Here is a 26,240-nt window from a genome sequence, read left to right on the forward strand (position 1 = left end):
TGACTGTTTTTTCGCTATTTTAGCGCAATTGGTAGTTATTTTTCTTTAAAAAGATCAGCTTCACATACATCGGCACACAGATCAGGGTTAAAATTGCCGCGATAATCAGCATCCAAGACCAGCTATTTTCACTTTCTACCGTTTCACTGTAAATAAAGTTCGCTTTTTCGCTTTGAAGCTGAGCGGTGTCAAGTTGGTATAATTCAGCAATCCAAGCCCACTTGGCATCAGACATATTTCCAATTGGCAGATTGGCTAAGTTCGCCAGTGCTCCCAATCGTTCCGCTTCAAACGCTAACTGCGCCATGGTCTTATGAGTAGCGTACTGCTGGTGAGTAATACGCAATGCTTCATCCATATATGAAAATGCATAACGCCAGCCTTTCAAAGAAGCTCTTCGGAACCGCTGCACCAGATCCGGCCGCTGAGCAATAACGTTTTCGGTGGTAAATAAAATGTCACCATACACGTTTAATCCATAGTGTTTTGGACAGATTTCTCTGACTTTAATACCCTGCTGTCGCATCACATACGGTTCATTGGTACTGTACACTTGCATTGCATCAAAGCGTCCTGCAATAAAATCTTGGATAGGGTTTTCTCCGGCGTAAAGCGGCAGCGTTTGCACATTTACCCCTGCGCGTTGCAACATATAAAGCAGCTCAGCATTTTCTATATGCCCTAGGTGGCTGACCTTTTTGCCTTTGAAGTCGGCTGGTTCGTATATATCACTCTCGGCTTTTACCATCCAGCAGTAGGGAGAAGATTGTAAAATTGCCGCTAACGCGACAAAAGGTTTGCCACTGAGTCGCTGCTTTAAGATACCAGAATGAAAAATGCCAAACTGCGCCTGCCCATAAAGCACTTTAAAATCGGGGTTTGGGTTACTCGGATCCGCTGGTAAAATATTGACCTTTAATCCTTCTTGTTCATAAAAGCCTTTTTCTTTAGCAACATAGTAACCGGCAAATTGAAATTGATGGGTCCACTTTAACTGCAGATTGACCTGCTCAAGGGCTTGGGTTGCATACGTGACACTACACAGCAATACAAAGGTAAACGCCCTTAATGTCATGTTTCCACTATCCTTTGTAAATAATGGATAACTATAGTTTATGGTTTAGAGTTCGCAATAATTGAGAACCCTAAACAATCCCAAAACAAACCAATTCCGGGTTTGCTTATCTACCCAGCTTTTTGATCATGAGCATGCACTTGCTGCCCTTGCAGAAATCGAGCAAAGCAGGGATTATCGCTTTCATCCTGAAATTCATAACCTAGCTTAGCTAAATGGGCATCAAACTTGGCATAATCACAAGGCGGAACATCAAATGCCGCAAGCACATTGCCTTGTGCTGCCCCATGATTACGATAATGAAATAAGGTAATATTCCAATCACTGCCCAGCATTTCTAAAAATCGCGCCAACGCACCTGGATATTCCGGAAACTCAAAACGTAACAAGCGCTCATGCAGTCCAGCCGGCGGTTTGCCACCGACCATATATCGCACATGTAGTTTGGCTAGCTCATTATCAGACAAATCTTCAAAACCATACGCATGCGTTGTCAGCGTTTGCTTAAGCTCATCAAGTTCCTGCTGGCCTGCACGCAACCCCACACCAACAAAAATTTGCGCTTGCCCCGGTCCTGCATATCGATAATTAAACTCGGTTATCGCGCGGCCACCAAGGGTTTGACAAAACTGCTTAAAACTGCCTTTTTCTTCACTTATGGTGACCCCAAACAACGCTTCGTGTTTTGCACCAAGCGCGGTACGCTCGGCGATATAGCGCAAGCGATCAAAATTTAAGTTAGCCCCTGATAATATCGCCGCTAAATTCAGACCTTGCGCTTTATTCTGCTCAATCCACTTCTTCAGCCCCGCAATTGAAAGTGCACCTGATGGTTCTGCCGTTGCACGGGTTTCGATAAAAATGTCCTGCACGGCAGCACAAATTTCGTCTGCTGATACGGTGACCACTTCATCGCAAAACTTTTGTGCCAACCGAAACGTTTCTGTGCCAACCAGCTTTACTGCTACGCCATCGGCAAATCCACCCACGCGTTCCAGCTCCACAGGCTCCCCAGCTTCCAAAGCGGCTTTAAGACAAGCACTGTCTTGTGCTTCAACACCGATAACCCGAATATCCGGCCTGAGTGATTTCAAATAAACCGCCATGCCAGCAAGTAACCCACCACCACCGACGGGAATAAAAACCACATCGAGTTCATCAAGTTGTTGAATTAGTTCACGCGCAACGGTGCCTTGACCAACGATGACATCTCTATCATCAAAAGGTGGTACAAATACACCTTGTTGCTGTTCACAAAGTGCTAATGCATGATGTTTAGCCGCATCAAAATGATGACCATGCAAAATCACTTCTGCGCCTAATTTACGCACTGCATTGACTTTGATTTCAGGCGTTGTCACAGGCATTACAATAGTTGCATGCTGCCCTAAGTAAGTCGCACTCAGCGCCACCCCTTGCGCATGATTACCTGCAGACGCCGTATATACTCGCGTACCTTTGGGTAGCTGCCTCAGTTTGTTAAATGCACCACGCAACTTGAACGAATAGACAGGCTGCTGATCCTCGCGCTTCAACCATATCTTGTTGCCTAATTGACTTGAAAGCTGTTCAAGGTGACTCACTTGAGTCACTTCGACTAAAGGCGCGACATTGGCTTGAATGATGGCTCGAAAGTAGTCGAGTTCTTGAGAAACCATAGCTAACTAAGCTCCTCGAGTTTATTCAAGTCTCTCACGGCTCCCTTATCTGCACTTGTTGCCAGTAATGCATACGCTTTGAGGGCAGGGCTAACGTAACGTTCGCGATTAAGAGGCTTGTAAGCATCTTTACCACGCGCTAGTTGCTTTTCATGGCGGAGTGATAGTTCTGTTGCATCGAGTTTTACGTCAATGCTGCGATTCGGTATGTCTATCGCTACTAGGTCGCCGTTTTCAATTAACGCCAGATTGCCACCGCTTGCCGCTTCTGGCGAAGCGTGACCAATTGATAGTCCTGACGTACCGCCTGAAAAACGACCATCAGTAAGTAGTGCACAATCTTTATCTAATCCCATGGATTTCAAATAACTGGTCGGGTAAAGCATTTCTTGCATACCCGGGCCACCTTTGGGCCCTTCATAGCGAATAATGACCACGTCGCCTTTTTGAACTTTGCCACCCAAGATACCTTCAACTGCATCGTCTTGAGATTCAAATACCACCGCAGGCCCTGTGAAACATAGCATTTCGTCAGCAACACCAGCACTTTTTACAATACAGCCATCAGGGGCCAAATTGCCCTTTAATACTGCTAACCCACCATCCTGTCTAAAAGCATGTTCAATGCTGCGAATACAGCCTTCTTGTCTGTCTAAATCAAGGCTTTCCCAGCGATACTCTTGGCTCATTGCTTGCGTTGTTCGAATACCGGCAGGTCCGGCACGATAAAAAGTCTGTGCTCTTTCATTGCTACTATCTGAAGCATTCCAACGACTGATAACATCACCTAAAGTACCACCGGCAACATGACCAACACTCAAATCAAGCTTGTCCCCTTGCGCCAATTCATGAAGAATTGCCATGATCCCACCTGCGCGGTGAACATCTTCGATATGATATTGCTGTGTCGCGGGCGCGACTTTACATAAAAATGGCGTGCTTCGGGATAGCCTGTCGATATCATTCATATCAAAATCAACAAAGCCTTCTTGCGCTGCGGCTAATAAATGCAGTACCGTGTTTGATGATCCCCCCATCGCAATATCCAGTGTCATCGCATTGGTGAACGCTGCCTGATTAGCAATATTACGCGGTAAAACCTGCTCGTTGTCTTTACCATAATATTCATCACAAAGAGCCATGATACGCTGCGCAGCTCCTAAATACAGTTGTTCACGATCTTTGTGCGTGGCAAGTGTGGTGCCGTTACCTGGCAGGGCCAGACCTAGCGCTTCTAACAAACAATTCATAGAGTTTGCGGTAAACATACCTGAGCATGAACCACAGGTTGGGCAAGCTGAGCGCTCTACTTGCTCTGAATCTTCATCACTAACGGATGGATCGGCACCTTTAACCATGGCATCAACCAAGTCAAGCTTCAGGTCGATATCCGCCAAACGGGTTTTTCCAGCTTCCATCGGTCCACCAGAAACAAAGATAACGGGAATATTAAGACGCAGTGCAGCCAGCAACATTCCTGGCGTAATTTTGTCACAGTTAGAAATACATACCATGGCGTCCGCACAATGCGCATTCACCATGTATTCCACAGAATCCGCTATCAAATCACGAGACGGAAGCGAATACAGCATACCGCCGTGTCCCATGGCAATACCGTCATCTATCGCAATGGTGTTAAATTCTCTCGGCACACCACCAGCTTCGGAAATCGCATCTGCCATTAACGCACTGAGCTGGTTAAGGTGTACATGGCCCGGAACAAACTGGGTGTAAGAATTAACCACTGCGACGATCGGTTTATGAAAATCGCTGTCGGTCATGCCGGTTGCTCTCCACAGCGCTCGAGCACCCGCTCTTTGTCTGCCCTCAGTTGTTGTTTTACTCCGTAATTTAGCCATGCTTCACCTATTTTTTATAGCGCACCGCTGTGCGGTGCTTTTCCTCATTCCAGTTCAATATTGGTTGTTAAACGTATTCCAACCAACCGTTTTCGTCTTCCGCTTCACCTTTCACCAAGGCAAAGTAAGCAGTTTGCAGTTCTTCAGTAATAGGACCTCGACCACCATTGCCGACCGGGATTTTATCTACACTTCTCACCGGTACGACTTCCGCCGCAGTTCCCACCATGAAAAACTCATCAGCAAGATAAAGTGCTTCACGAGCAATCGGCTCTTCACGTACTTCATAGCCGCGCTTTTTAGCAAGGTGAATGATCGTATCGCGGGTCAAGCCAGGTAAAATACACGCTGTAGTTGGTGGGGTGTATAACACGCCTTTTTTAACCACAAATAGATTTTCACCTGCACCTTCACTGAGATAACCATTAACGTCCAGTGCAATCCCCTCAACGTAGCCATTACGCTTAGCTTCCCCTGAAATAAGCTGTGAAGATAAATAGTTACCACCCGCTTTGGCAGCCGTTGGCATCGTGTTCGGTGCCAAACGCGACCAAGACGACACACAAACATCCACACCTTGTGCAAGCCCTTCTTCACCAAGATAAGCTCCCCACTCCATCGCTGCAACGGTCATGTCTGCACGGTGCGATTTTGGATTCAAACCAAGACCAACGTGACCTAGAAACGCAAACGGACGCAAATAAGCATTGGTAAATTCATTAGCGCGAATCGTCTCTTTGCAAGCCTCAATCACCTCTTCCGGTGTGAAAGGGATCTCCATACGATAAATTTTTGCAGAATCGAATAAGCGCTGAATATGATCGGTTAAACGAAATACCGCTGGGCCGTTTGGTGTGTCGTAAGCTCTGATCCCCTCAAAAACCGAGCTACCATAATGTATTGCATGACTTAGCACATGTGTGGTTGCTTTGTGATAAGGAACCATTTCCCCGTTGTGCCAAATTACTTCAGATGTTTGTGTCATTATTAACTACCTTAATTCTTCTAAATTGCCTGTTTCTGTAGTGTGTGCAAATTCACACTTTGCACCTCTACTAGCTTACTCAGTTGTGAGGTTAATAAATAGATAGGTTTGTCACTATCTACTGTCATTTTGACCTGGTACAGGTCATCTTGACCTTGTAATTCCAAATTGGTCAAACGAAATCCACGATGTCTTGCAACACGTAAAAAACGCTCCACAGCGATGCTTTGCTGTTTAACTGAAACCGTTAGGTGATGTTTCATGATAGGCTCTCCGTCATCATTTCATCATTTGCTGCGCCTGGCGGCACCAGCGGCCAAACGTTTTCTTTATCATCAATACACGCGTGTAAAATATATGGGCCAGGGGCCTGAACAAGCGCATCAATAGCTGCATCTACCTCGCTGGCAAGTGTGATGGTTTGACCTGGTATACCAAACACGGCAGCGAGCGCTACAAAGTCAGGGTTGTCTGATAGATTTGTTTCACTGTAGCGACCTTCAAAGAACAACTCTTGCCATTGCCTCACCATGCCTAACCTTTGGTTATCCAAAATTAAAATCTTTACCGGTAAATTATTACGTCTAATCGTCGCTAGCTCTTGAATATTCATCATGATCGATCCATCACCGGAGACAGTGATCACCATGTCTTCAGGTCTGGCAATCTGAGCACCGATAGCTGCAGGTAAACCGAAGCCCATGGTACCCGCACCGCCACTACTTAAGTGATTACTTGGATGAGAAAATTGCATATGCTGTGCGACCCACATTTGATGCTGTCCAACATCACAACAAACCACTGCACTTTTTGGCAATTCTTGGCTTAGTTTATTAAGAAGATAAGGGGCATAGACTTTTTCACCAGGGTAGTCATAACGCCAAGCATGCTGGGTTTTTAAGGTCAGGATATGATCAAGCCAAGTTGCATCAGTCTTCACTCCCTGCAATGCCACCAGTGAGCTTTTTAAATCAGCAATTAGAGCCGCATCCGCTTTTTTGCGTTTGCTCACCTCTGCGGCATCAATATCAAGGTGAATTACCTTAGCACCTGCAGCAAACTTAGTGAGATTACCGGTGACTCGGTCGTCGAATCGCGCTCCAATACAAACCAGCAGATCACAGTGCTGCACGGCCAAATTAGCGGCTTGGGTACCATGCATGCCAAGCATGCCCAAATCGTATTCATATTCAGGTAACACACTTCCTAGTGCTTTTAGAGTTGAAACGGCTGGCATCTGAGTAGTTTCTAAAAACGCCATCAATTGCTGTTGAGCATTGGCGTTGTGAACTCCCCCCCCGATATAAGCAACAGGCTGTTTGGCTTCTCTCAGCAACGCATTGGCTTTTTCGACTTGCGAAGCTGATAAATCAGAATATTGCGCGTCACTTGGAACTTCGTAAGGATGGAATGGCACTTTGGCAAGTTGAATATCTTTAGGAATATCAACTAAAACAGGTCCTGGTCGGCCCGACTGGGCTAAGTACATGGCCTCTTGCAGCACTTCCGCTAAATCTTCAGCTCTTTCAACCATGTAACTGTGTTTTGTACAAGATAACGACATCCCCAATACATCCACTTCTTGGAACGCATCAGAGCCAATGGCTGCAGTTGGAACCTGACCCGTGATAGCAACTAGCGGCACTGAGTCCATCATCGCGTCAGCAAGCGCGGTAATGAGGTTTGTGGCACCTGGACCTGACGTTGCAAAACATACTCCTAATTTTCCGGTACTGCGCGCATAACCAACGGCGGCAAAACCCGCACCTTGTTCATGGCGAGTAAGGTAATGTTTAACAGGTGCACCATAAAGCGCATCGTAAATTGGCATAATCGCGCCACCTGGGTAGCCAAATACTTCTTTAACGCCTTGTTGCTCAAGCACCTTGATGACAAGTTGTGCTCCTGTTAGTGAATTAGTCATTGTTTTTGCTCTCAATTTGCCTTGGTTTAGCCCTAAAACGAAAACGCCCCCCGAACCTTTTGGTGCGGGGGGCGTTTATGCTGATACTTTTCTTACAGCACTAACTAGCCCCCGCGGTAATAATAATCACCACGTTAATAATCACGACTAGGATAGATACTGTTAATAGCATTTACGAATTTCCAAAAATATTTACTTGTTTGATGTACTAAACATCGTTCTTTTTTTATTAATACCGCGTTTAACGCCACTAAGTCAACAAAAGATTTTATGTCAAAACCAAGAGCAAAAACTCAATAAAAGAAACGAATATCCCCATTTAAAGCAAATTGAGCATAAACCCCCTCAAGTACCTAAAATGAGCAAGGAGACTTTTTTATAAGCAGTTGATTATTGCCTAATTATTCAATCGAAATATTTGTTAATTTTTCTCTTTTGGTTATCAACCACTCAAAATAAAGGCACAATAGGGAGCAATTAATACTGAAAATTTCATATTCAGAGGAAAAAATGAAGACTCGGAGTTTTTCTATATTTTGGTTCGCGATCTGCGCCGTTATGCTTTTTATCAGCGGAAAAAGCGATGCAGAAGTGGGTTTGTGGCAAATTACTAAGGGAAATTCAACCTCCTACCTATTTGGTACTGTCCATGTTGGTGACAAACAAATGGAAGGCTTACCAACAAAAGTGTCCACTGCACTAAAACAAAGCGAGAAAATAGTTGTAGAAATCAATTTAGAGCAGCTTTCTCCTGTTGAGATTCAACAGCGTTCAGCACCTTTTATGCTATTACCTGCCAACCAATCACTAGAGCAAGTGTTAAAGCCAAAAACCTATCTTCAACTTAAAAAGTACTTTGCCAATAAAAACATTGATATTGGTTTATTTGAGCGTTATGCCCCTTGGGCAGTTATGGTCAGCATGTTGCAAATTGAGTATCAGCGCTTAGGTTTCAGTGAAGCAAATGGCATAGACAAACAAATCCTAGTGCTTGCAGACGAAAATAATCAGCCAGTTATGGAACTTGAATCACTGGAGCAACAATTAGAAATGTTTGCGATGTTAGGTAAATACGGTGATGACATGATCAGAGAAACTTTTGAACAACTCACTGATGTCGATAGCTATTTTCTAGATTTAGTTTCTGCTTGGCGCAATGGTGATCTGAACAAACTACAACACTACTACGAGTTAAGTTTTGATGATTCAGAATACGGTAAACTGGCTGAAAAACAGATGATAATACAACGTAATAATGCTTGGGTCGCCACATTAGCACCTTTGCTTAAACAGCAATCTTTATTTATTGCGGTGGGTGCTCTCCATCTCGTTGGTGAACATGGTCTGATCACACAGTTAAAACAACAAGGTTTTGATATTAAAAAAATATAAAGAAACAAAATTTTAAATTCTCATAACGATTTTTTCAGCTGTTATTTTTGCAACAGTTTAAACCTTTTGTAGTTTCTGTTGCGACTTACTGAATATAAGTTGAATAAAGGAAATCGTTATGAGAAAACTTGCCTTAGCCGTTGTTATTTCATCTCTTTGTGTATTTGCTCATGCAGCAGATTCAAAAACCATTAAAGAATCATTTTCGCTAGATGATGCCACGCAATTAGAGATCGACTTTCCTGTAGGAAAGTTAGACTTAGAAGTGTATTCAGGCTCAAATATCGAAGTCGAAATCATTGTAAACCCAGGTAACAAAGACAGTTGGTTTGGTAATTCAACCAGCGTTGATGATGCCAAATTGGAGACCAAACGTACGGCAGGTGAACTTGCGTTAGCAATAAACAATGACGATTATGACCTAACTTGGCATGTTAGAGTACCTAAATCATTATCACTGGATATCGAAGTTGGTGTTGGCAATATCGAAATTAGCGAACTGCAAAATTCTGCTGACATCGAGGTGGGTGTGGGTAATATCAACATCACAACCCATTCTTCAGATTTTAGGTCCATTGAATTAGCATCAGGTGTAGGTAAAACGGCGTTGAAAGGGTTCACCGGTGATGACAAGAGAAAGAGCATGGTTGGCTCCGAAAGCTTTTACTCCGGTCAAGGGCAATTCATTATTGATGCAGAGTCGGGGGTGGGTAACGTTAAGTTAAGAAGTCGCTGATTGAGCGACAGGATTCAGTAACATTAACGTTTTTTGCTGTAATGCATCTGGTTGCAATGGCTTAAATAAGTGAGCTGTTGCACCCATTTTGTATGCTTTTAAAATATCTTCTTCTGAAGTATTAGCAGTAACGACAATAATCGGGATAGTATGATCCGTTTCTCGTATCGCAGCTATTGCTTCAAACCCATTCATCACCGGCATATTTAAGTCCATAATGATCAAGTCATAGTCATTGTCACTAAACAACTCTAAAGCGCGCTTACCATGCTCTGCATGATCAATAGAACGTACAATGCTTTGCAACATTTTTTCAATTACCTTGGCGTTTAACGTGTTATCCTCCACCAATAGTAACTTTGCTCCCAACACCGAAGTACAGCTTTCCAACTGATGATTGTGTTCAAACTTCAGCGGCAGTGACAAATACGCACGGGTCCCGACTGGTTCAATAGGGTGAAAACTCAAACTTCCTCCCATCGCAGAAGCCAACAACTTACAGCGCTGAAGTCCTAACTGTATTCCTTGAAAGTGCTCATTTTGATGAGATTCAAGCCATGTTTCATAATCAAAACCAGGGCCAGAATCTTCCACAAGGATTTCTAAAAATGTATCTGATTCCAACACGAGTAGATCTGCAAAGATTTGCACACTCCCTCGTTCGGTAAACTTAATCGCATTTTCTATCAACTCACCGATTAACCACGCGACTCGAGTTTGATCACAATGACAGCAAACGTCCAAGTCATTGCTAAGTGCCAAATTAAAATTCAATGATTTCTCATGAGCTTTCAAACGGTAGGGCAAACAAGCAGATTTTACGATTTCTTGTAAGTGTGTTCGCTGACTCTCAATGACTATTTCTTGATTTTTAAGCTTATTAAAATCTTCAACAGACGCAATCAAGTGGCCTAATTGCTGAATTGAGCGCTCTGTTTCTTGTAAATAATTCTGCGATTTGTTCTCTCTAAACAAATGCAAGTATCCTTGAGCAGCTTGCAGTGGCGTACGTAGCTCATGACTAACCCTCGCTAAAAATCTTGATTTAGATTGCAATGCATCTTCGGCCTCTTGTTTGGCCTGCGTAATTTGCTTCAAGGTACTATGGATCCGTTGGTGCATTGGGTTGAAAACAAATCTCAGTTCAATAAACAGAACCAGAAGCCCCAGCAGCCATAGCACCGCTTCAACTTCTCTCAAGCGCTGCGTTTTGTCCTCCGACATTTGCTCAAAAAGCGTTACTGCATCATTTAATCGAGGTAAAATTTGTTGTGATGTTGCCATTAATAAACGCTTACTCTCCGAACTTGGCGTCTGTATTTGTACTTTGGCTAACTGAATAAATGCTTGAACTTGTTTATCTAATTCAACAGGAGCTGAAAAATATAACTGCATCAACTCTGGCGTTAGAAACTTATAATCTCGTCCATCGTCTTGAAGTAAAAAGTCGTGATTTTGCTCGAATCGTTCGATACTGTTCTTAAATTGCGTGTATTGCTCAGAACCCACACTATCACTCAGTAGTGCAATGCGCTGGGATAACATCCGCTGCATCCCAGCAATGTTAATCACATTGGCGTCATCTGCTTGTTGTATAAACAAATATTGCATAATCACCATATTGGTGGTGATTAGCGATGCCATCACAAACAGCGCCATTCTATATTTAGTTTTTACATTGTGCATTGCTAAGTCAGATCCTATGGTATTGAGCTTAGTGTAGTTAACAATTGCATTATTTACATCCGAAGTGTTGACACTTAGACGGCCAAAATGTTTCAATGCGCGCTCACCCTATTTCACAAAGTTTGCCCTTATCGGCGAACTTAAGGGCTGGAAGAGGTGCGTTATTCAGGTAGTTAAGTTGAGGAGAGCAAACTCCATCGACGCTTAATGAGGGGAATACACGCCGAGAAATACGTTAATTTGCTATAACGTGTTTCGGGCGATTGGGCTGAATCCCATCGACTGTCACCAAAATACATGGTGGAGAGCTTCTGGTCTTAGAAAAAATAAGGCCATTTGCCTTATCGTTTTTTTAAGTCCATTGCTCTTCGAATTTTAACGGTTCGAAGTTTGGACGTCTTATACCCGCCTAAACTCCGAACATGATTTAAGTTCGGTAGAGATGAAATCACAATATAATTTGTCTGACTATCCATTGTGGACAGCGTTAGTTACGCCCTTTACGGCTCAAGACCAAGTGGATTATTCCGTATTGGAAGCGCTCGTTTTGGAACAGCAAGCGGCAGGCAATGGTATCTTACTACTTGGTAGCACAGGTGAAGGGTTAGCACTCACCTTTGAAGAACAAAAAGAAATTGTTCAATTTGTTTGCAATCTTGCGCCTCAAGTACCATTGATGGTTGCGGTTGGTGGTAGCAACTTGGCTCATCAACTCGAGTGGGTTGCGTTTTGTAATCAGCAACCCGTTGATGCCTTATTACTTGGTACTCCCATCTATGCGAAACCAGGAATAGTTGGCCAGACTCAGTGGTTTAACACATTGTTAGACGCCAGTAGTGTGCCATGCATGCTGTACAATGTGCCGGGACGGAGCGCCGTCGCAATCGCACCTGAGCTACTAAAAAACCTAGCATCACACCCTAACCTCTGGGCCGTAAAAGAAGCCAGTGGCTGTATCAATAACTTCGAAGCATTTCGTCAAGCCGCACCAAACATTGAAATTTATAGTGGCGATGACGGATTAATGCCGTATTTCGCGCAAGCCGGTGCTAAAGGACTTGTCTCTGTCGCTGCCAATGCGTGGCCGCAACAAACCGCAGAGTTTGTGAAGCGCTCCTTAAGTGGCACTTCTCCCAACTTATTTACCACCTGGTCAGCGGCCGTCGATAGCTTATTTGCTGTTGCCAGTCCTATCCCAGTGAAAACCTTGATGCACCTGCAAGGCAAGTTGAAAACACCACACTTACGTCCACCACTGACACATTTAGAACTCACAACTACAGACGCGATTCTTCGCGCAAACGACAGCATTTTATCTTGGAATTAAGGCAGTAAAGTAACATGAGCTGGTTAGCATTATTAAACGATTTAGAAAACGGTACCGTTAGAGCAGCAACACAAGACGAGCAAGGCCAATGGCATGCTAACGTTGAAGTAAAGCAAGGTATATTAGAAGCGTTCAAAAACGGTGTAAACACTGAGTATCCAGGTGGCTTCGTTGACAAGGATAACTTAGCCCCTCAAGGTTTTGCTGCACAAGACGGGGTAAGAATGGTACCTGGTGGCAGTAGTGTTCGCCGCGGCGCATATGTCGCAGCAGGCACCATCATCATGCCTCCAGCCTACGTCAACATTGGTGCTTACATCGACTCAGGCACTATGGTGGACAGTCATGCATTAGTGGGGTCATGCGCACAAATTGGTAAGAATGTGCATTTAAGTGCTGCTGTGCAAGTTGGTGGTGTACTTGAGCCAATTGGCGCAAGCCCAGTAGTTGTTGAAGACGATGCCTTCATCGGTGCCGGATGCGTATTGGTAGAAGGCGTCGTCGTAAAAAGAGGGGCGGTATTAGCACCAGGCGTTCGCCTATCAGCGAGCATTCCTGTCTACGACTGTGTAAACGAGAGAATGCTCGATAAAGGCGAAGCAATCCCTGAAAACGCAATCGTGATCCCTGGTTCTCGTCCAGCGTCTAGCGAATGGGCTCAATCTCAAGGCCTTAGCATGTCGTGTGCATTAATCGTCAAGTATCGTGACGAACAGAGCGACGCCTCTTTAGCACTTGAAGAGGTATTGCGATAATGCACTGTTTGAGCACGTCACAAAGGGCCATTGCACAAAACTTAACACAACGAGAGACCACGCCATTTTTCTGTTATGACTTGGACCAACTCGCGGCGCATCTCATTCCGCTGGTTGATCAACAAATTGTTAAGTTATGGTACGCGGTAAAGGCTAACCCTTTATCGCGGATAATACAGACCTTAGATAAAGCCGGATTCAATTTTGATGTAGCCTCTAACGGTGAATTGAATCAAGTGTTGTCCCAAGGTATCAGCCCCGAACGCGTGCTCAATACTGGCCCTGCAAAATCGCTTCAGCAGATCCGCCACTTCGTTGCACAAGGTGTGCGTATTTTTGTTGCCGAAAGCCACAACCAAGTCATTTGGTTAAATCAAGTGGCGAATGAGTATGATATACAGCTTCAAGTACTGTTGCGCGTACAATTGCGCTTCGACAAAGCTGAACACAACCCCTTAGGAGGCAATACACTGACTCCTTTTGGATTAGGTTGTGAGCAATGGCAACAATTAGACCTAAAGGAGTTTAAGGCGCTCGAGTTTGTCGGCCTGCACATATTTCAGTGGGGCAATATGCTCTCAACTGAAACACTTGCTGAGCTATGGCAAGCCATGGTTAAACCATTGCTTGAATTAGCAGATACACTTGGTATCGAACTGAAAGTCCTTGACTTAGGTGGTGGTTTAGGGATCCCCTATCAGCCACAGCAAGCTTCATTAGACTGGCCATCACTCGTCGAAGCACTAGCACAAATAAAACAACAGACCGGGGTTGAAGAGCTTTGGATGGAGCTAGGTCGTTACGCCGTAGGCGAATGCGGGTTTTATTTGAATCCTGTTGTTGAACAAAAAACCAACTATGGTGAACTGCAGTTAATTGTCTCTGGTGGCATCAATCATTTGCTTAGACCAGCTGTTACTGGACAAGCATTTCCTGCGCAACTACTCAGAGATTCCGCAGCAAGTGAACAGAAATTCCATGTTCATGGACCGCTTTGCACTGCTTTGGATCATCTTGGTGATTTGCCGCTTCCCGCAGACACAAGCAGCGGTGATTGGCTAGTATTCAGCCAATGTGGTGCCTACGGCTACACGGAAAGCATGCCATTCTTTTTATGCCATGAATTACCCGCAGAATATGTCATCGAAAACGGCAAAAGTATTTGTGTTCGCCCATCTGAACCGGCGGCGAGTTATTTGAGGTAAATATGAACCAGATAACACAAGAAAATATTCAAGTTGGTGAAATTGCCAATGGCCTGCCTCTGAGCATTCCCGTTTACCGAGTTCAAGGTGATGGCAGTGGACCTAAAGTCTATATCCAGGCCAATATGCATGGTGCGGAAGTGCAAGGGAATGCGGTTATTTATCAATTACTTGAACAACTTAAACACCTCCCGTTGAAAGCCGATGTGACACTCGTGCCTTATGCAAACCCAATCGGCTGCAACCAAAAATCGGGAGAGTTCACGCTAGGCCGCTTTGATCCAATTACCGGAACTAATTGGAATCGAATGTATGTCGACCACTCTCACTTGGTTGAGGAGTTTATCGAAACACACTTGGATTGTTCGTTAGAGCAAATAAAAGCTTCCTTTCGCCAGCGATTGCTCGATCACACTAATACACAGCTTGCGCAACCCCATGACAGAATAAATACCGGAAAACGCATTGCACTGAACTTACAACGGCTCGCGCATGAGGCTGACATCGTGCTAGATCTGCACACCGGTCCCATTTCGGCAAAACACCTTTATTGCCCAGAATATGCCAAACCAAGCGCGAGCTACTTTAACATTCCTCATGTGCTTTTGATCCCAAATGACTTTGACGGGGCTATGGATGAGGCAAGTTTTTGTCCTTGGTGGAAGTTACAACAAGCCTATGCAGAAAAAGGTCGTCAAATTCCAGTGTTTACTGAAGCTTTTACCGTAGAACTTGGCTCTCAAGAAAAAATAGATCTTGAAGAAGCGCTTAACGATGCAAACAGCCTTGTTAGTTATCTGACTTATAAACAAGCTTTTTCTGGCAGCCCGCAGCAACCCGAAGAGATGACACGCTATGCCTGTACGTTAGAAAACTATCGTACGTTTTATGCGCCGATGGGTGGCATGATTGAGTACACAGCAAAGCCCGGTGATAAAGTAGAGGCTGGACAAACCATCGCAAAAATATTACGCATGGAACGCTACCTCTCTGAAAATCCACTAAACACAATTAGCATCGATGAAGATGCCATCACAATTTTGCACTTTGCCTCAGCGAGTGTGAATCAAGGTACTGAGCTATTTAAGTTTTTTACCAAATACGAAATTCTATAGTCTTATTGCGTGAGAGTAAGTCTAGATCGACTGCGATCTTAACTTACCAAGGTGAGGCGGCTTGGCCGCCAACCTTTTTTTGTTATTCACTTCACTTTCAGCCTAATTCCCCGATAATACAATCATCTAATTCAAGCAACTGGCTGCATAATGATGATATCTTCAAAATGGCTTTTAGCTGCGTTTACACTCATTGGCTGTGTTCACGCGGAGGCTAACGAAAAACAAGATGATGTTGACTTGATCAAGCAGTGTATCGTGAATGCCGTTTTAACTGGCGATCAAACACAAACAGTCCAACAGGTGCGTGCCGCATGTGCCGAGACTACACCTGCAAAGAAGGTGACCGCTCTTGATAAGCGTATGGTACGTGAACGTCTTACCCAAGAAAACCGTAACGTAATCACTCCGCATAAACGTAACTACATTCTACCCATCTCGTACATGACCAACGTGAACAGCCGACCATTTGATGGCTTAAAGGCAATCACAGACGAGCAAGGCGAGCCACTGGATAATTTTGAAGCCAAGTACCAGATATCTCTGAAAGCACCAATTTACAACGGATTTTCAGATAAAGATCAGGCCGTCTACTTCGCATTTACGTTGCAATCGTTCTGGCAGTTATACAACAAAGACGTCTCTTCACCGTTTCGAGAAACCAATTATGAACCAGAAATCTTTTGGATAAATTTTTTGGATGAAGAGCACGTGTTTTGGGGCGATGAGATGGCTGTTGCTGTTGGTATATCGCATCAATCTAATGGTCGCAGCCAGCCTAATTCACGCTCTTGGAATCGCATCTACGCTAACTTTATTTGGGAAAATAACGGCTTTGTCTTCAGTCTGAAGCCTTGGTATCGACTGCCTGAAGATGACAAAACCGACCTATTAGATCCCAAAGGGGATGATAACCCCGATATCTATAAATACTTAGGCTACTTTGAGTTTGGTGGTGCTTATCGATATCGTGATCATGAATTTGGCTTTATGTGGCGCAATAACCTTAATGGTGACAACCGAGGTGCAATTCGCCTCGACTGGTCATTTCCAATTTGGGGGAGGTTGAGAGGCTACACCCAATACTTTAACGGTTATGGTGAGAGTCTCATCGACTACAATACTCACACGCAAAGGCTGGGCATTGGTGTGTTACTGACTGATATTTTGTAGTGCTATGATGGCGGTAAGTTCTAATTTACCACCATCATCTCTTGCTTATTCGTAACTAAAGTTACTTGTGTAAAACGACAAACTGACCTTCAAACTTAGCTACTAACACATCACCGCTATAAACTTTAACAGGAACCGTGTATTGTGCCCTGCCTTCGGTCGTAAGCGTTTCCAGTTCTCCGACACATTCACTAATTGTCACAGAGGCAGAAGGCTCTTTCATCAATGGTTTCATATATTTTATATTTGCATCTGCAAGAACAATATCACCGTCTAGTCCTCGCTCTCGTAGTGCCAGATAAGTGGCTCCCCACCCCGTTAACGTCGCCATACTATATATAGAACCAGCAAACATTGAGTTATGAGGGTTAAGGTTAGCTTTCAAGTCAGCTCGAGTAGAAAACTGCCAATCCGTGTAGGTATCAACCTTTATACCCATCACATCGCTAATTGGAATCGATTCTCTCCAAATGTCTTGTAATACCTGAGTCCAATCCGGTTGTCTAAACCAACCAGGCTCGACAGGTCGCTGCTTCACCATCTTCCAGTGTTGGATGTCATCATAAGCTAAATGTGCTTTTTCGATCACCGCATAACCGTGTCGCTCATAAAAAGCTAAAGCACGCTCTCGAGCGAATAGCACAAGCTCTTCGGCTTGTTGACTCCAAGCGAGCTTCTCAAGCTCATGTAATAATCGACTACCTAAATGTTTGCCTCTATGTGCTTCATCGACGGCCATATAACGGACTTGCGCTTGTTTATGGTTGTTAAAATGCAATCGCGCCACTGCGAGCACGTTGCCTTCATTATCTTTGATATAGCGGTGTTCAGATTCTTGCTCTAAATCATCTTGTTCACTTCCTCTGGGTTGATCCCATGGGGCACGCAATACTTGCCAACGCAACTGATAATAGGCTTGCCACTCCTCGCTACTTTGTGGTGATGAAACCTCAAACATAAAGACTCCTGTTTTGTATTTTTTAGTGCTGAGCTAGCACTGTTATTGTGCAGGCTAGATTACAAGATAATCAAAGCGCTTGGAACAAAACCATACAAAACGAATGTATTTGACTGTAAAAACTGCTGGACAAGCTGGCATTAATAAAAAGCTGAACTATCATGATGTAATCATGGGAGATTTCATTACACATTCAGGCACCATTAGTAATGACTTTGTGAATCAAAGTCATCAGCTTGGACACTTGCTATACTGGCATAAACAGGGCCGCAGCAGCATTCAAGTCCGGCAAGAAAAATCGCTTAGATGGTTACTGATAAACGACACTTTACAATCCGTTGTGGAGTTAAACCACCCGGAGCACCTATTATTTCCTCATTTACAAGTATTCGCCAGACTGTGGCAACAGCTACCAGCCCCGCAGAACGTGCTAGAACTAGGATTAGGAGCGGGAGCCATCCGCGACTACTTGAATACCACCTACCCAGATTGCAAAATAACCACGATTGATAACAACCCAGAAGTCATTCGTTGCTATAAAAAATACTTCGGCGGTGATCCTCTGTGTGACGTGAGTTGCGCAGACGTGTTGGGCGCGCTACAACAAAACAAGCGTTATGATTGGATTATTCTTGATTTGTTCAGTGGTATTGATGCACCTATGTTTTTGTTCCAACACCAGTTTTACCGCTTGATACGTGCTGCCTTAAATGAAAATGGTCGATTGTATATTAACTTTTTGGCGGAGCACGAGTCACAAGTCCGCCAACTTCAGCATTTGTTGATCACTAATTTTGGCATGAAACCTTTAATAGAAACCGTGCCAGATTACAGCAATATGATTATTGAGGTTAAACGCTGAGGTTAAAAGTCACCGGCCCATCATTCGTCAAACTCACCTGCATGTCCGCGGCAAATTGACCGGTCGCAACCCGTATGCCTAACGCTTTGGCTTGAGCAATAAAGTATTCATACAGGTCATTCGCTTGTTGTGGTGTGCCAGCACTTGAAAAGCTTGGACGCATGCCTTTTTTGGTATCTGCCGCCAAGGTGAACTGTGAGACAACCAGCAACTCACCAGAAATATCTTTCAAGCTCAGATTCATTTTTCCTTCTGCATCCGTGAAAATACGATAATTAGTGACTTTATGCAGCAACTTGTCTGCCGAAGTTTGATCATCATGTTTTTCGACACCCAATAGCAACAAAACCCCTTTCGCAATTTGCCCTACAATTTCCCCGTCCACAGCCACTTGAGCTTCTGTTACTCTTTGAATTAACCCCTGCACTTTTACCTCTTGCTTAATTTGCATAACATCAAATCGGCAGCACGTCTGACTGCTTCAGAATAGCATTCTGCATTACTGTCATGACCGACGCCATTTAAAATCGACAATTGGGCATTACACCGTGTTGCAAGTTCATAGACCGCTGCATATCGACACATTAAATCATGACGGCTGTGAATAAACCAGATAGGGAAACCTTTGAGCTCAGCTACGTTTTCAATAATTTGGCGTTGATTGATAAAGCATTGATGAGAAAAAAAGTAGCTCATGTATTTTGCCTTTTGTAGTTGGCTGTCCATACAATTCAGTCGCAAGCCGTGTTCATTTCCATTAGTTGTGATCAGGTGATCCCAATCACACCAAAGCGTAGCCAGTTTATTTCGTCGCAGCTCATCTTCAGAAAATAAACCTTTTCGGTATCGTTCTAATAACTCGTCAGTACCGTCAACGCCCATCGAAAACTGTTGATATTGCTCAGGATAAAATTGTGCAGCAGCCCCATTTGCACCATATAACCAGTGTAAGTCTTCCCGACTTGCCAAAAATGTCGACCATAAAATGAGTCCGTTGATTTGCTCTGGATACTGCTGTGCAAACAATAATGCCAATGTTGCTCCCCAAGAGCCGCCAGCAAGGAGCGTTTTATCTATGTCGAAATGATTTTTAAGAGTTTGTATATCTCTTAGCAGCGAGTCTGTTGTGATGTGATCAAATTGATGGGGAGTTGAATCTTTACAGCCTCGTTGGCTAAATAAAATGACTCGATATTTGTTAGGATTGAAAAAACGTAATGAATTGCGGCATAAACCAGTGCCCGGGCCGCCATGTAAAACCAGTACGGGCACTCCATTTGATACACCAAACTCTTCTACTGCTATTTGATGACCATCACCAACCGCAAGGTGAAATTGGTGTAACGGGTCCCCATGTTGATAAACTAAACTCATTCGCCCCCCTTATTGAGGTGGGTTAAGCTCCGAGTTAGCTTCCTGCTGTTGTTCATTCATGTAGTGGGTGAGGCATACCGTGAACTCAGCCCCTAATAGCACCACAATCCAAGACAGATACACCCATACAAACAAAATGGGTACCGTTGCCAGAGCGCCATAAATCACCTCATACGAAGGAAAGTGACTGATGTACATGGCAAATCCTTTCTTTGTTAACTCGAACAATAACGCCGCAAAAAGCGCTCCGGGGATCGCCGCCCGAAACGAGACCTTGGTATTTGGAACTAAAGTATAGAGCATAATAAAGCCAGCCATGGAAATGACATACGGCAAAGTTTTGATCAAAAAGCCACTGAATCCAGGGATCCCTTTATCGGCAAACGACACCAAAGACACAATGTAAGATGTCATACCGATACTGGCGCCAAGTAACACGGGTCCCAAAGTTAGTACCATCCAATACACCGCAAAAGAAATCATTAGCGGTCTTTTTTGTTGTACCCGCCAGATCCGATTTAATGTGGTATCCACGTTGCGGATGAGCAACAATGCAACTACAGCTAAAAAACTCACCCCGACGGCTGTCATTTTGTTTGCGTTACCGGTGAACGCACTAATGTGATCTTTAATCGTATCTGTGGAAGTGGGCACAAAGTTAGTAAAAATAAAATTTTCAATGGCAAGTCTTGCGTCTTCGAAACCTGGAAATGCAGAAAATACCGCCACACCAACAGCAATAAGCGGCACTAAGGACAACAGCGTTACATAAGCTAAATAGCCAGCATTGACAGCAATTTGATCTTCCTTACAGCGCCTTACATACAGTCGCCACCAGCTTGGTTGCAACTTTAAGAAGCGCCATAGTTGCTGTTTAACTAACGCCATTTTATCTTCCATAAACTCACTTTTTACGTAGATCTAAACTTTACACATCATACCAAGCCCCACCATAATTGGTAGCGAACTAACTTTCGAGGGAACATGTATGAAAAGACTCATCATGAGCGTGCTCTGTTTAATTGTATTATCTGGATGTCAAAGTGCCTACTATGCCACCATGGAAAAATTTGGTGTACACAAACGGGAAATACTCGTTGACCGCGTAGAGGCAACGAAAGAATCACAACAAGCTTCTCAACAGGAATTTCAGTCTGCACTGGAGCGACTATCTACGTTAATTAATTTTGACGGCGGTGAGTTGCAAAGTGTCTATGATCAGCTCAATGATGACTATCAAGCAAGCCTACAATCCGCACAACTTGTGACCAGCAATATTGATAAGGTCGAAGACGTTGCGAATGCTTTGTTCAATGAGTGGCAAGATGAATTAGAGCAGTACTCAAGTGAAAAGTTAAAACGAGCCAGTAGTCGCCAGCTCAACGATACTCAGCGCCAATTTGAGCGCTTACTTCGCTCGATGCGCAGTAGTGAGGCAAAAATGCAGCCCGTGTTAGACTCTTTGCAAGACAACGTACTGTTTTTAAAACACAATCTTAACGCCCAGGCTATTTCTGCAATAAAAGGGGAGTTTAATACATTAAAACGAGACATCAGCGCATTAATCGCCGATATGAATCGCTCAATTGAAGATTCCAACAAGTTTATTGAAGAAATGAACGCGACCCGCTCTTAGTTATTTGGGGCGCCCAGCGCCCCTCCACTATTATTTTATCCGCAAGTCTTCTATCAGCTCACCGTGCTCAGTGGTCTCTCGCTCATGGCTCGGCTCTAGCCATTCTTCAGCTAATGCTTCGCGTTCCCAATGCTGCATAGACTCAAGTGACAACAGTTTATCGACATACTCCATAGCCAATTTAGGTAAAGGCAAACCAAAGCTACGCACTCTAAATGCCACAGGTGCAAAAAATGCATCTACCGCACTGAACTGCTCACCGGCCAGAAATGGCCCACCAAATCGAGTCAATCCTTCTCTCCATAATTCAGCTAGGCGGTTCAAGTCTTTTTCAAGTGCAGGTATTGTGTCATTTAATTTGACTCTAACGGCAATATTCATTGGACATATATTACGTAACGCAAAAAAACCAGAGTGCATTTCCGCGGCAGCGCATCGCGCCCAAGCTCTAGCAACCGCTGATTCAGGCCATACGCTTTGATGTTTTTCCGCTAAATATTCCGTGATAGCAAGAGAGTCCCACACCGCAATGTCCTCATCTTTTAAACAAGGTACAAGCCCTGTTGGGCTGAATTCTCTAAATGCCTCCCAATTGGATGTCTCTCCAAATGGAGAGACCTTCTCCTCAAAAGGGATACCCAGTTCTGTCATTAATACCCACGGGCGTAGTGACCAAGACGAGTAGTTTTTATTAGCAATGTGAAGCGTGTACATAAAGCGGGATCCTGTTGATTTATTGTTTCAATTAAAGATACGAGAACCTTGCTTGCCATGCAACCGATTAAATTTAACCTCAGCTGCGGATAAGAGTTTTGAAAGTGTCAATACTGAAGTATCCATGAGTTTTCTAATACCAATGATGGGATTTTATTCAATATCAAGGCGCTTTCACTTGTCATAGCTAGCTATGACAAGTGAAAGCAACGAAGAAAGTGGGCAAAATAGCATTATTGGGCAAATTCGCTTATCCGCAGTTGAAGTTGTTTAGCTCAATCCAGCATCATAGGAATTGCGAAAATAACACCACACTGCAGTGGACGATGATAGGCCAAACAAGACTACCGGTTCTCACTCTGAGCCATAAATAGCCGAACCCAAAAACACTCGTGCTTAGCAGGCTTACCCAATGAAACTGAGGAAAGGTAGCAGAGGTTATAACACTTTGATCCAGGGCGAAAATACCCACAGACAACACACCGGCAAAAGTAACAGGTACACCCAATATCGAATAGGAGCTAGAGGTTATGGAACGAGTTAGGCTGTACAGTAATATCCCATGATAAAACACCTCTTTTTCAGTCCCCAGCGAAACTGCTAAGTACAATAGCTCTTCTGGAGACATCACTCCATCGTCTCCACCTAGCAATACGGCAAGTACAAAACGAATACTGAGTAATAGGATCAGTACACCCAGTGCCGCTTTCACTGCCCCGGCTTTTTGATTAAAAGTCAGCCCAAATTGAGTCCATGAAAGTGTTTTAGAGAAGTGCTTAAATAACAAAGTAGCACTAACCACAAACAGTAAGGAAAACAATCTACTGCCCCAGTCAGCACCGGGTGGCATGACACCAAATGGTGCTAAAACCTGTCCGACTGCTCCAGCCCAGCTATGAAAGATAACTAACAATGCACTAACTAGCAGCCAACGAACGTTTATTTTTACAGTAAAGTATTTTGCAACGACCCAAACAACGACAAAGCTCAGTGCCATTATCCAAAGAGGCGACAGTAATTGATTTAGCATATTGATACTCTATTATTTAGGGCTACGCTTTACAGGCTCACTTTTTCGCCTTCATTTAATACAATCAGTGGGATTTTAGTGTTTAGCTGCTGATATTGACCAAGCAAACGAAATAGCGGCGCATGACTACTTTTATCACCCATTTTCCAAGACGCATTACCATGTCCCCATGGGATCATCACCTTGCAGTTCAACTCATTAGCGGCATAAAGTGCATCTTCTGGCGTCATATGAACTTTCCGATACCACTCACCGTGTTCTTCATGAAAATAGGAAGCAATCGGCATTAAACAAATATCAAAGGAGTCGAAGCGTTCAGCAATTGCGCCTATGTGCTCAGAATACCCTGTATCACCGGCATAAAATACATTGTAACCATTAGATTCGAGTACCCATCCACCCCACAGGGTTGCATTGTTATCTTCGGTAATAAAAGGTACGATCACCCTACTGCTGAAGTGATGTGCAGGAACAAAGTGAATCTGCGATCCGCCTAATGGTTTTGAAGTAAACCACGGCATCTCGGTAATTGTGTAACCATCGTCTGGAAAGTACTCGGCAAACCCTAAAGGCGTAAAGTAGTGAGTGTCTTTGTTGAGTGACTCGATAGTTTCGATTGAGAAGTGGTCGTAATGTATATGTGAGTAAACAACGCCATCTACTTGCTGTTCTAAATCATTCGGCCAGTTAACTTCATTGCGATAAAATCCACCAGTCAGCTTAAACCCTAAATCAACTGGCCAATCAAATTGATGCCTAACCGGGTCAACTAACACCGCCTCCCCCGTTGGCGTTTTCACCACGAACGTCGCATGACCTAACCATTGAATTTCAAATCCAGTACGTGATGGTAAAACTGGGTTTGTTCCCACGAACTTGCATTGCTCCATTTCTTGCTCACACTTGATAAGCTCCGTTTTTGGGTAACAATTTTCTGTACAGTTCACAGGATATTTTTCAGGTTTTTTATAGTGATTACTAAAACGGTCTTCGTATCCTTCATGACTGGAGTAAACTAAGACTTGGTGCGGAGAATATGCTTGTTTGACGATATTTGGATTAGAGCAAGCCGACAACAAGAGCACTGTAGAAATGATGATGTACTTCATAGAGTTAAGTTATTATTGTGTTTACTTGACTATAACAAATAGCGACCTAAAAAAGAAACGAAGCGAGTTCGCAGCAGATACCGACAGTTCATACTGCGTAATAACATAGCATTAGTTTTCAGCTATAAATTTTCTGACATGGTCAAAAATCCACCGAGCCACACTGTACGCGAGGGCTTTAATCGCCCCAGACTTGATATCTCGAAACAGCCTGCGAATTTTTTGACCTCTCGAACGTCGATTATATGTCGATTTTTCTAGATTCATTATTAGCTCTCAAATAAATATTCAAATTACTGAGGCTCGAAATAGCATTTCCTCAGCTCCGAATTTACCGTAGCTGAAAAACCTCATAAAAACAAGAGACAAAAATACAGTTAACACATTGTTTTTTAACGGATTTTCTGGGTTTAAAATCCCCCCTGGGAACATTTTATCGGTGTTTGAAATATCGGTGAATCACATTCCTGACTTTCTGCTTTTTGTTCTAAAAAAATGCTAAATCTATAAAAATGGTTATAAAAAATGATATTTAGATTAAATATGAAGTAAGGCCAAGCGATAGCAAGGGCGACGTGTATTGATAGCTGTGATATGGCTTCACTTAACTGGAGTCCGTTGAAAAAACTTGAAAATGGCGAGGCAAGCATATCGCAACCCTGAGGGCAAAGTTTATCGCATTAAAGTGTGTTTTAGTGATGGCACCTGTACGTCGTGGATGATGGTTAAGATAAACGCGAACAGGTGATTTTTATCCATACTGACTTGTTGGGGAATCCGGTTGCAGAATCAATGGATTAGATAGTGCAACTTAGTTGTACGCTTGATGCTTTCTTCTCATAAAGAGTACCGTAGATCGGGTGGTTAACCTGACACTCGATAGCTGCGTTCAAACATCCCCCCCGAAACGCAAAAGCCCCAGCGAATGCCGGGGCTTTATCAAAAGTCTAATTTAGTTAAAAACTAAAATTAAGCTTTCTTAGGACGTTCAATCACGTCAACTAGAGTCCAAGACTTAGTCTTAGAAATAGGCGCACATTCGCGAATAGTCACGATGTCACCTGTCAGTAGACGTGTTGCTCTCATCGTGCACGTGCAACTTAGTTGTACGCTTGATACTTTCTTCTCATAAAGAGTACCGTAGATCGGGTGGTTAACCTGACGCTCGATAGCCGCGCTCACTGGGTCACTTTTCCGAGAACAAATTGCCAATATTTTTACAGGTTGTTTCTGCAACCAACTCTTCGAGGTCGCCGCTGTAACTAACCTCGCATTTCCCATCAAATTGTTTATCAAGAAATCGTTTATACGCAGTTGCTTCCCTAAGAAGATGACGCGCCGTGAAACGAATAGTGCCCTCTGATGTTTCATTCGATCTATCTATAGTCGCGATAAGGGTCAGATTATCGTGAGGATCTTTTTCCAAGATATTAGCAAGAGTCACTTGCTCCAATCTTGTAACTATAATCACCTTCTTATCAGACACCGATGGATCACTATCTGCCCAAATCATTCCTGAGCAATCGGCTATAACACCTTTTTTATCAACACCTTTTAATACAAATACGCAACCAGCGCCTTCATCAAACCATTGGGAAAACCCGTCACTCGCAACAGACTGAAACGAAGCTAACAACAAAATTACTTTCCATATCATATTCATAACC

At 43.7% G+C, this 26,240-nt stretch carries 25 protein-coding genes and 1 riboswitch; of the genes, 9 read left to right on the top strand and 16 right to left on the bottom strand.

The window, feature by feature from the left end:
- Positions 1-19 precede the first annotated feature (19 nt).
- The 6 genes from ACSLBF_RS16445 to ilvG form a co-directional block, all read right to left on the bottom strand.
- Positions 20-1,075 carry an ABC transporter substrate-binding protein gene (locus tag ACSLBF_RS16445; RefSeq protein ID WP_440054423.1) on the bottom strand — a complete coding sequence of 352 codons (1,056 nt, stop codon included), beginning with the start codon at positions 1,073-1,075 and terminating at the stop codon, positions 20-22.
- Between the two features lie 110 nt (positions 1,076-1,185).
- Positions 1,186-2,733 (bottom strand): threonine ammonia-lyase, biosynthetic, encoded by a 1,548-nt coding sequence (ilvA, locus tag ACSLBF_RS16450; protein ID WP_440054424.1) that lies wholly within the window; start codon positions 2,731-2,733, stop codon positions 1,186-1,188.
- 2 nt (positions 2,734-2,735) lie between these two features.
- Positions 2,736-4,592, bottom strand: coding sequence for a dihydroxy-acid dehydratase (ilvD, locus tag ACSLBF_RS16455; RefSeq protein ID WP_440054425.1), 1,857 nt, complete (start codon positions 4,590-4,592; stop codon positions 2,736-2,738).
- 67 nt (positions 4,593-4,659) lie between these two features.
- Complete coding sequence (locus tag ACSLBF_RS16460; protein WP_440054426.1) at positions 4,660-5,577, bottom strand: branched-chain amino acid transaminase; 918 nt, start codon at positions 5,575-5,577, stop codon at positions 4,660-4,662.
- 20 nt (positions 5,578-5,597) lie between these two features.
- Complete coding sequence (ilvM, locus tag ACSLBF_RS16465) at positions 5,598-5,840, bottom strand: acetolactate synthase 2 small subunit (RefSeq protein WP_440054427.1); 243 nt, start codon at positions 5,838-5,840, stop codon at positions 5,598-5,600.
- Complete coding sequence (ilvG, locus tag ACSLBF_RS16470; protein ID WP_440054428.1) at positions 5,837-7,501, bottom strand: acetolactate synthase 2 catalytic subunit; 1,665 nt, start codon at positions 7,499-7,501, stop codon at positions 5,837-5,839. The genes ilvM and ilvG overlap by 4 nt, the downstream gene beginning before the upstream one ends.
- Positions 7,502-8,011: 510 nt before the next feature.
- Here ilvG and ACSLBF_RS16475 point away from each other — a divergent pair.
- Both ACSLBF_RS16475 and ACSLBF_RS16480 read left to right on the top strand, forming a co-directional pair.
- Entirely contained in the window at positions 8,012-8,893 is an 882-nt protein-coding gene (locus tag ACSLBF_RS16475; RefSeq protein ID WP_440054429.1) for a TraB/GumN family protein, read from the top strand.
- 118 nt (positions 8,894-9,011) lie between these two features.
- Complete coding sequence (locus tag ACSLBF_RS16480) at positions 9,012-9,629, top strand: hypothetical protein (protein ID WP_440054430.1); 618 nt, start codon at positions 9,012-9,014, stop codon at positions 9,627-9,629.
- Here ACSLBF_RS16480 and ACSLBF_RS16485 read toward each other — a convergent pair.
- A complete protein-coding gene (locus ACSLBF_RS16485; RefSeq protein ID WP_440054431.1) occupies positions 9,615-11,411 on the bottom strand; it encodes a response regulator in 1,797 nt (598 codons plus the stop codon). The genes ACSLBF_RS16480 and ACSLBF_RS16485 overlap by 15 nt on opposite strands.
- 47 nt (positions 11,412-11,458) lie before the next feature.
- Positions 11,459-11,634: riboswitch (Lysine riboswitch) on the top strand.
- Between the two features lie 123 nt (positions 11,635-11,757).
- Between ACSLBF_RS16485 and dapA the strand changes: the two genes are divergently transcribed.
- The 5 genes from dapA to ACSLBF_RS16510 all read left to right on the top strand — a co-directional run bounded on the left by dapA (position 11,758) and on the right by ACSLBF_RS16510 (position 16,890).
- The gene (gene dapA / locus ACSLBF_RS16490; protein WP_440054432.1) at positions 11,758-12,642 is read left to right on the top strand and encodes a 4-hydroxy-tetrahydrodipicolinate synthase; all 885 of its coding nucleotides are present in this window, start codon (positions 11,758-11,760) and stop codon (positions 12,640-12,642) included.
- 14 nt (positions 12,643-12,656) lie between these two features.
- Entirely contained in the window at positions 12,657-13,397 is a 741-nt protein-coding gene (locus ACSLBF_RS16495; RefSeq protein ID WP_440054433.1) for a 2,3,4,5-tetrahydropyridine-2,6-dicarboxylate N-succinyltransferase, read from the top strand.
- Positions 13,397-14,602, top strand: coding sequence for a PLP-dependent decarboxylase (locus tag ACSLBF_RS16500; RefSeq protein ID WP_440054434.1), 1,206 nt, complete (start codon positions 13,397-13,399; stop codon positions 14,600-14,602). Before ACSLBF_RS16495 ends, ACSLBF_RS16500 begins: the two co-directional genes overlap by 1 nt.
- Before the next feature lie 2 nt (positions 14,603-14,604).
- Positions 14,605-15,717, top strand: a complete 1,113-nt coding sequence (locus ACSLBF_RS16505) for a succinylglutamate desuccinylase/aspartoacylase family protein (RefSeq protein WP_440054435.1) — start codon at positions 14,605-14,607, stop codon at positions 15,715-15,717.
- Between the two features lie 153 nt (positions 15,718-15,870).
- Positions 15,871-16,890, top strand: a complete 1,020-nt coding sequence (locus tag ACSLBF_RS16510; protein WP_440056258.1) for a phospholipase A — start codon at positions 15,871-15,873, stop codon at positions 16,888-16,890.
- A 61-nt stretch (positions 16,891-16,951) separates the two neighbouring features.
- Here the strand turns inward: ACSLBF_RS16510 and ACSLBF_RS16515 are convergent, their stop codons facing one another.
- Entirely contained in the window at positions 16,952-17,848 is an 897-nt protein-coding gene (locus ACSLBF_RS16515) for a bifunctional GNAT family N-acetyltransferase/hotdog fold thioesterase (protein WP_440054436.1), read from the bottom strand.
- Positions 17,849-18,020: 172 nt separating this feature from the next.
- Here ACSLBF_RS16515 and ACSLBF_RS16520 point away from each other — a divergent pair, with 172 nt between their 5' ends.
- A complete protein-coding gene (locus tag ACSLBF_RS16520) occupies positions 18,021-18,710 on the top strand; it encodes a spermidine synthase (protein ID WP_440056259.1) in 690 nt (229 codons plus the stop codon).
- On the opposite strand, the gene dtd is transcribed toward ACSLBF_RS16520, so the two are convergent.
- The 3 genes from dtd to ACSLBF_RS16535 are packed head-to-tail and all read right to left on the bottom strand — an operon-like array spanning position 18,700 to position 20,984.
- A complete protein-coding gene (dtd, locus tag ACSLBF_RS16525) occupies positions 18,700-19,137 on the bottom strand; it encodes a D-aminoacyl-tRNA deacylase (RefSeq protein WP_440056260.1) in 438 nt (145 codons plus the stop codon). The two genes, ACSLBF_RS16520 and dtd, sit on opposite strands and share 11 nt — an antisense overlap.
- Before the next feature lie 2 nt (positions 19,138-19,139).
- Positions 19,140-20,084, bottom strand: a complete 945-nt coding sequence (locus tag ACSLBF_RS16530) for an alpha/beta fold hydrolase (protein ID WP_440054437.1) — start codon at positions 20,082-20,084, stop codon at positions 19,140-19,142.
- A gap of 9 nt (positions 20,085-20,093) precedes the next feature.
- A complete protein-coding gene (locus ACSLBF_RS16535; RefSeq protein WP_440054438.1) occupies positions 20,094-20,984 on the bottom strand; it encodes a virulence factor BrkB family protein in 891 nt (296 codons plus the stop codon).
- 88 nt (positions 20,985-21,072) lie between these two features.
- Here ACSLBF_RS16535 and ACSLBF_RS16540 point away from each other — a divergent pair, with 88 nt between their 5' ends.
- Positions 21,073-21,720, top strand: coding sequence for a DUF2959 domain-containing protein (locus ACSLBF_RS16540; RefSeq protein WP_440054439.1), 648 nt, complete (start codon positions 21,073-21,075; stop codon positions 21,718-21,720).
- A gap of 30 nt (positions 21,721-21,750) precedes the next feature.
- Here ACSLBF_RS16540 and ACSLBF_RS16545 read toward each other — a convergent pair whose 3' ends face one another.
- The 5 genes from ACSLBF_RS16545 to ACSLBF_RS16565 all read right to left on the bottom strand — a co-directional run bounded on the left by ACSLBF_RS16545 (position 21,751) and on the right by ACSLBF_RS16565 (position 26,236).
- Positions 21,751-22,434 carry a glutathione S-transferase family protein gene (locus tag ACSLBF_RS16545; protein WP_440054440.1) on the bottom strand — a complete coding sequence of 228 codons (684 nt, stop codon included), beginning with the start codon at positions 22,432-22,434 and terminating at the stop codon, positions 21,751-21,753.
- A 286-nt stretch (positions 22,435-22,720) separates the two neighbouring features.
- On the bottom strand, positions 22,721-23,464 hold the full coding sequence (locus ACSLBF_RS16550) for a CPBP family glutamic-type intramembrane protease (protein WP_440054441.1): 744 nt from the start codon (positions 23,462-23,464) through the stop codon (positions 22,721-22,723).
- A gap of 29 nt (positions 23,465-23,493) precedes the next feature.
- The gene (locus tag ACSLBF_RS16555; RefSeq protein ID WP_440054442.1) at positions 23,494-24,573 is read right to left on the bottom strand and encodes an MBL fold metallo-hydrolase; all 1,080 of its coding nucleotides are present in this window, start codon (positions 24,571-24,573) and stop codon (positions 23,494-23,496) included.
- A 969-nt stretch (positions 24,574-25,542) separates the two neighbouring features.
- Positions 25,543-25,854, bottom strand: coding sequence for a 30S ribosomal protein S17 (gene rpsQ, locus ACSLBF_RS16560; RefSeq protein WP_440056261.1), 312 nt, complete (start codon positions 25,852-25,854; stop codon positions 25,543-25,545).
- Complete coding sequence (locus tag ACSLBF_RS16565) at positions 25,760-26,236, bottom strand: hypothetical protein (protein WP_440056263.1); 477 nt, start codon at positions 26,234-26,236, stop codon at positions 25,760-25,762. The genes rpsQ and ACSLBF_RS16565 overlap by 95 nt, the downstream gene beginning before the upstream one ends.
- Between the last annotated feature and the right edge of the window lie 4 nt (positions 26,237-26,240).

This window comes from Pseudoalteromonas sp. T1lg65 (genome assembly GCF_051930985.1).
Classification (GTDB): Bacteria; Pseudomonadota; Gammaproteobacteria; order Enterobacterales; family Alteromonadaceae; genus Pseudoalteromonas.

Bases quoted from the DNA above. Each gene is read 5' to 3' on its own strand.
- ACSLBF_RS16445 (WP_440054423.1), bottom strand. From the start codon at position 1,075: ATGACATTAAGGGCGTTTACCTTTGTATTGCTGTGTAGTGTCACGTAT.
- ilvA (WP_440054424.1), bottom strand. From the start codon at position 2,733: ATGGTTTCTCAAGAACTCGACTACTTTCGAGCCATCATTCAAGCCAAT.
- ilvD (WP_440054425.1), bottom strand. From the start codon at position 4,592: ATGGCTAAATTACGGAGTAAAACAACAACTGAGGGCAGACAAAGAGCG.
- ACSLBF_RS16460 (WP_440054426.1), bottom strand. From the start codon at position 5,577: ATGACACAAACATCTGAAGTAATTTGGCACAACGGGGAAATGGTTCCT.
- ilvM (WP_440054427.1), bottom strand. From the start codon at position 5,840: ATGAAACATCACCTAACGGTTTCAGTTAAACAGCAAAGCATCGCTGTG.
- ilvG (WP_440054428.1), bottom strand. From the start codon at position 7,501: ATGACTAATTCACTAACAGGAGCACAACTTGTCATCAAGGTGCTTGAG.
- ACSLBF_RS16475 (WP_440054429.1), top strand. From the start codon at position 8,012: ATGAAGACTCGGAGTTTTTCTATATTTTGGTTCGCGATCTGCGCCGTT.
- ACSLBF_RS16480 (WP_440054430.1), top strand. From the start codon at position 9,012: ATGAGAAAACTTGCCTTAGCCGTTGTTATTTCATCTCTTTGTGTATTT.
- dapA (WP_440054432.1), top strand. From the start codon at position 11,758: ATGAAATCACAATATAATTTGTCTGACTATCCATTGTGGACAGCGTTA.
- ACSLBF_RS16495 (WP_440054433.1), top strand. From the start codon at position 12,657: ATGAGCTGGTTAGCATTATTAAACGATTTAGAAAACGGTACCGTTAGA.
- ACSLBF_RS16500 (WP_440054434.1), top strand. From the start codon at position 13,397: ATGCACTGTTTGAGCACGTCACAAAGGGCCATTGCACAAAACTTAACA.
- ACSLBF_RS16505 (WP_440054435.1), top strand. From the start codon at position 14,605: ATGAACCAGATAACACAAGAAAATATTCAAGTTGGTGAAATTGCCAAT.
- ACSLBF_RS16510 (WP_440056258.1), top strand. From the start codon at position 15,871: ATGATATCTTCAAAATGGCTTTTAGCTGCGTTTACACTCATTGGCTGT.
- ACSLBF_RS16515 (WP_440054436.1), bottom strand. From the start codon at position 17,848: ATGTTTGAGGTTTCATCACCACAAAGTAGCGAGGAGTGGCAAGCCTAT.
- ACSLBF_RS16520 (WP_440056259.1), top strand. From the start codon at position 18,021: ATGGGAGATTTCATTACACATTCAGGCACCATTAGTAATGACTTTGTG.
- ACSLBF_RS16530 (WP_440054437.1), bottom strand. From the start codon at position 20,084: ATGAGTTTAGTTTATCAACATGGGGACCCGTTACACCAATTTCACCTT.
- ACSLBF_RS16535 (WP_440054438.1), bottom strand. From the start codon at position 20,984: ATGGAAGATAAAATGGCGTTAGTTAAACAGCAACTATGGCGCTTCTTA.
- ACSLBF_RS16540 (WP_440054439.1), top strand. From the start codon at position 21,073: ATGAAAAGACTCATCATGAGCGTGCTCTGTTTAATTGTATTATCTGGA.
- ACSLBF_RS16545 (WP_440054440.1), bottom strand. From the start codon at position 22,434: ATGTACACGCTTCACATTGCTAATAAAAACTACTCGTCTTGGTCACTA.
- ACSLBF_RS16550 (WP_440054441.1), bottom strand. From the start codon at position 23,464: ATGCTAAATCAATTACTGTCGCCTCTTTGGATAATGGCACTGAGCTTT.
- ACSLBF_RS16555 (WP_440054442.1), bottom strand. From the start codon at position 24,573: ATGAAGTACATCATCATTTCTACAGTGCTCTTGTTGTCGGCTTGCTCT.
- rpsQ (WP_440056261.1), bottom strand. From the start codon at position 25,854: ATGGGAAATGCGAGGTTAGTTACAGCGGCGACCTCGAAGAGTTGGTTG.
- ACSLBF_RS16565 (WP_440056263.1), bottom strand. From the start codon at position 26,236: ATGAATATGATATGGAAAGTAATTTTGTTGTTAGCTTCGTTTCAGTCT.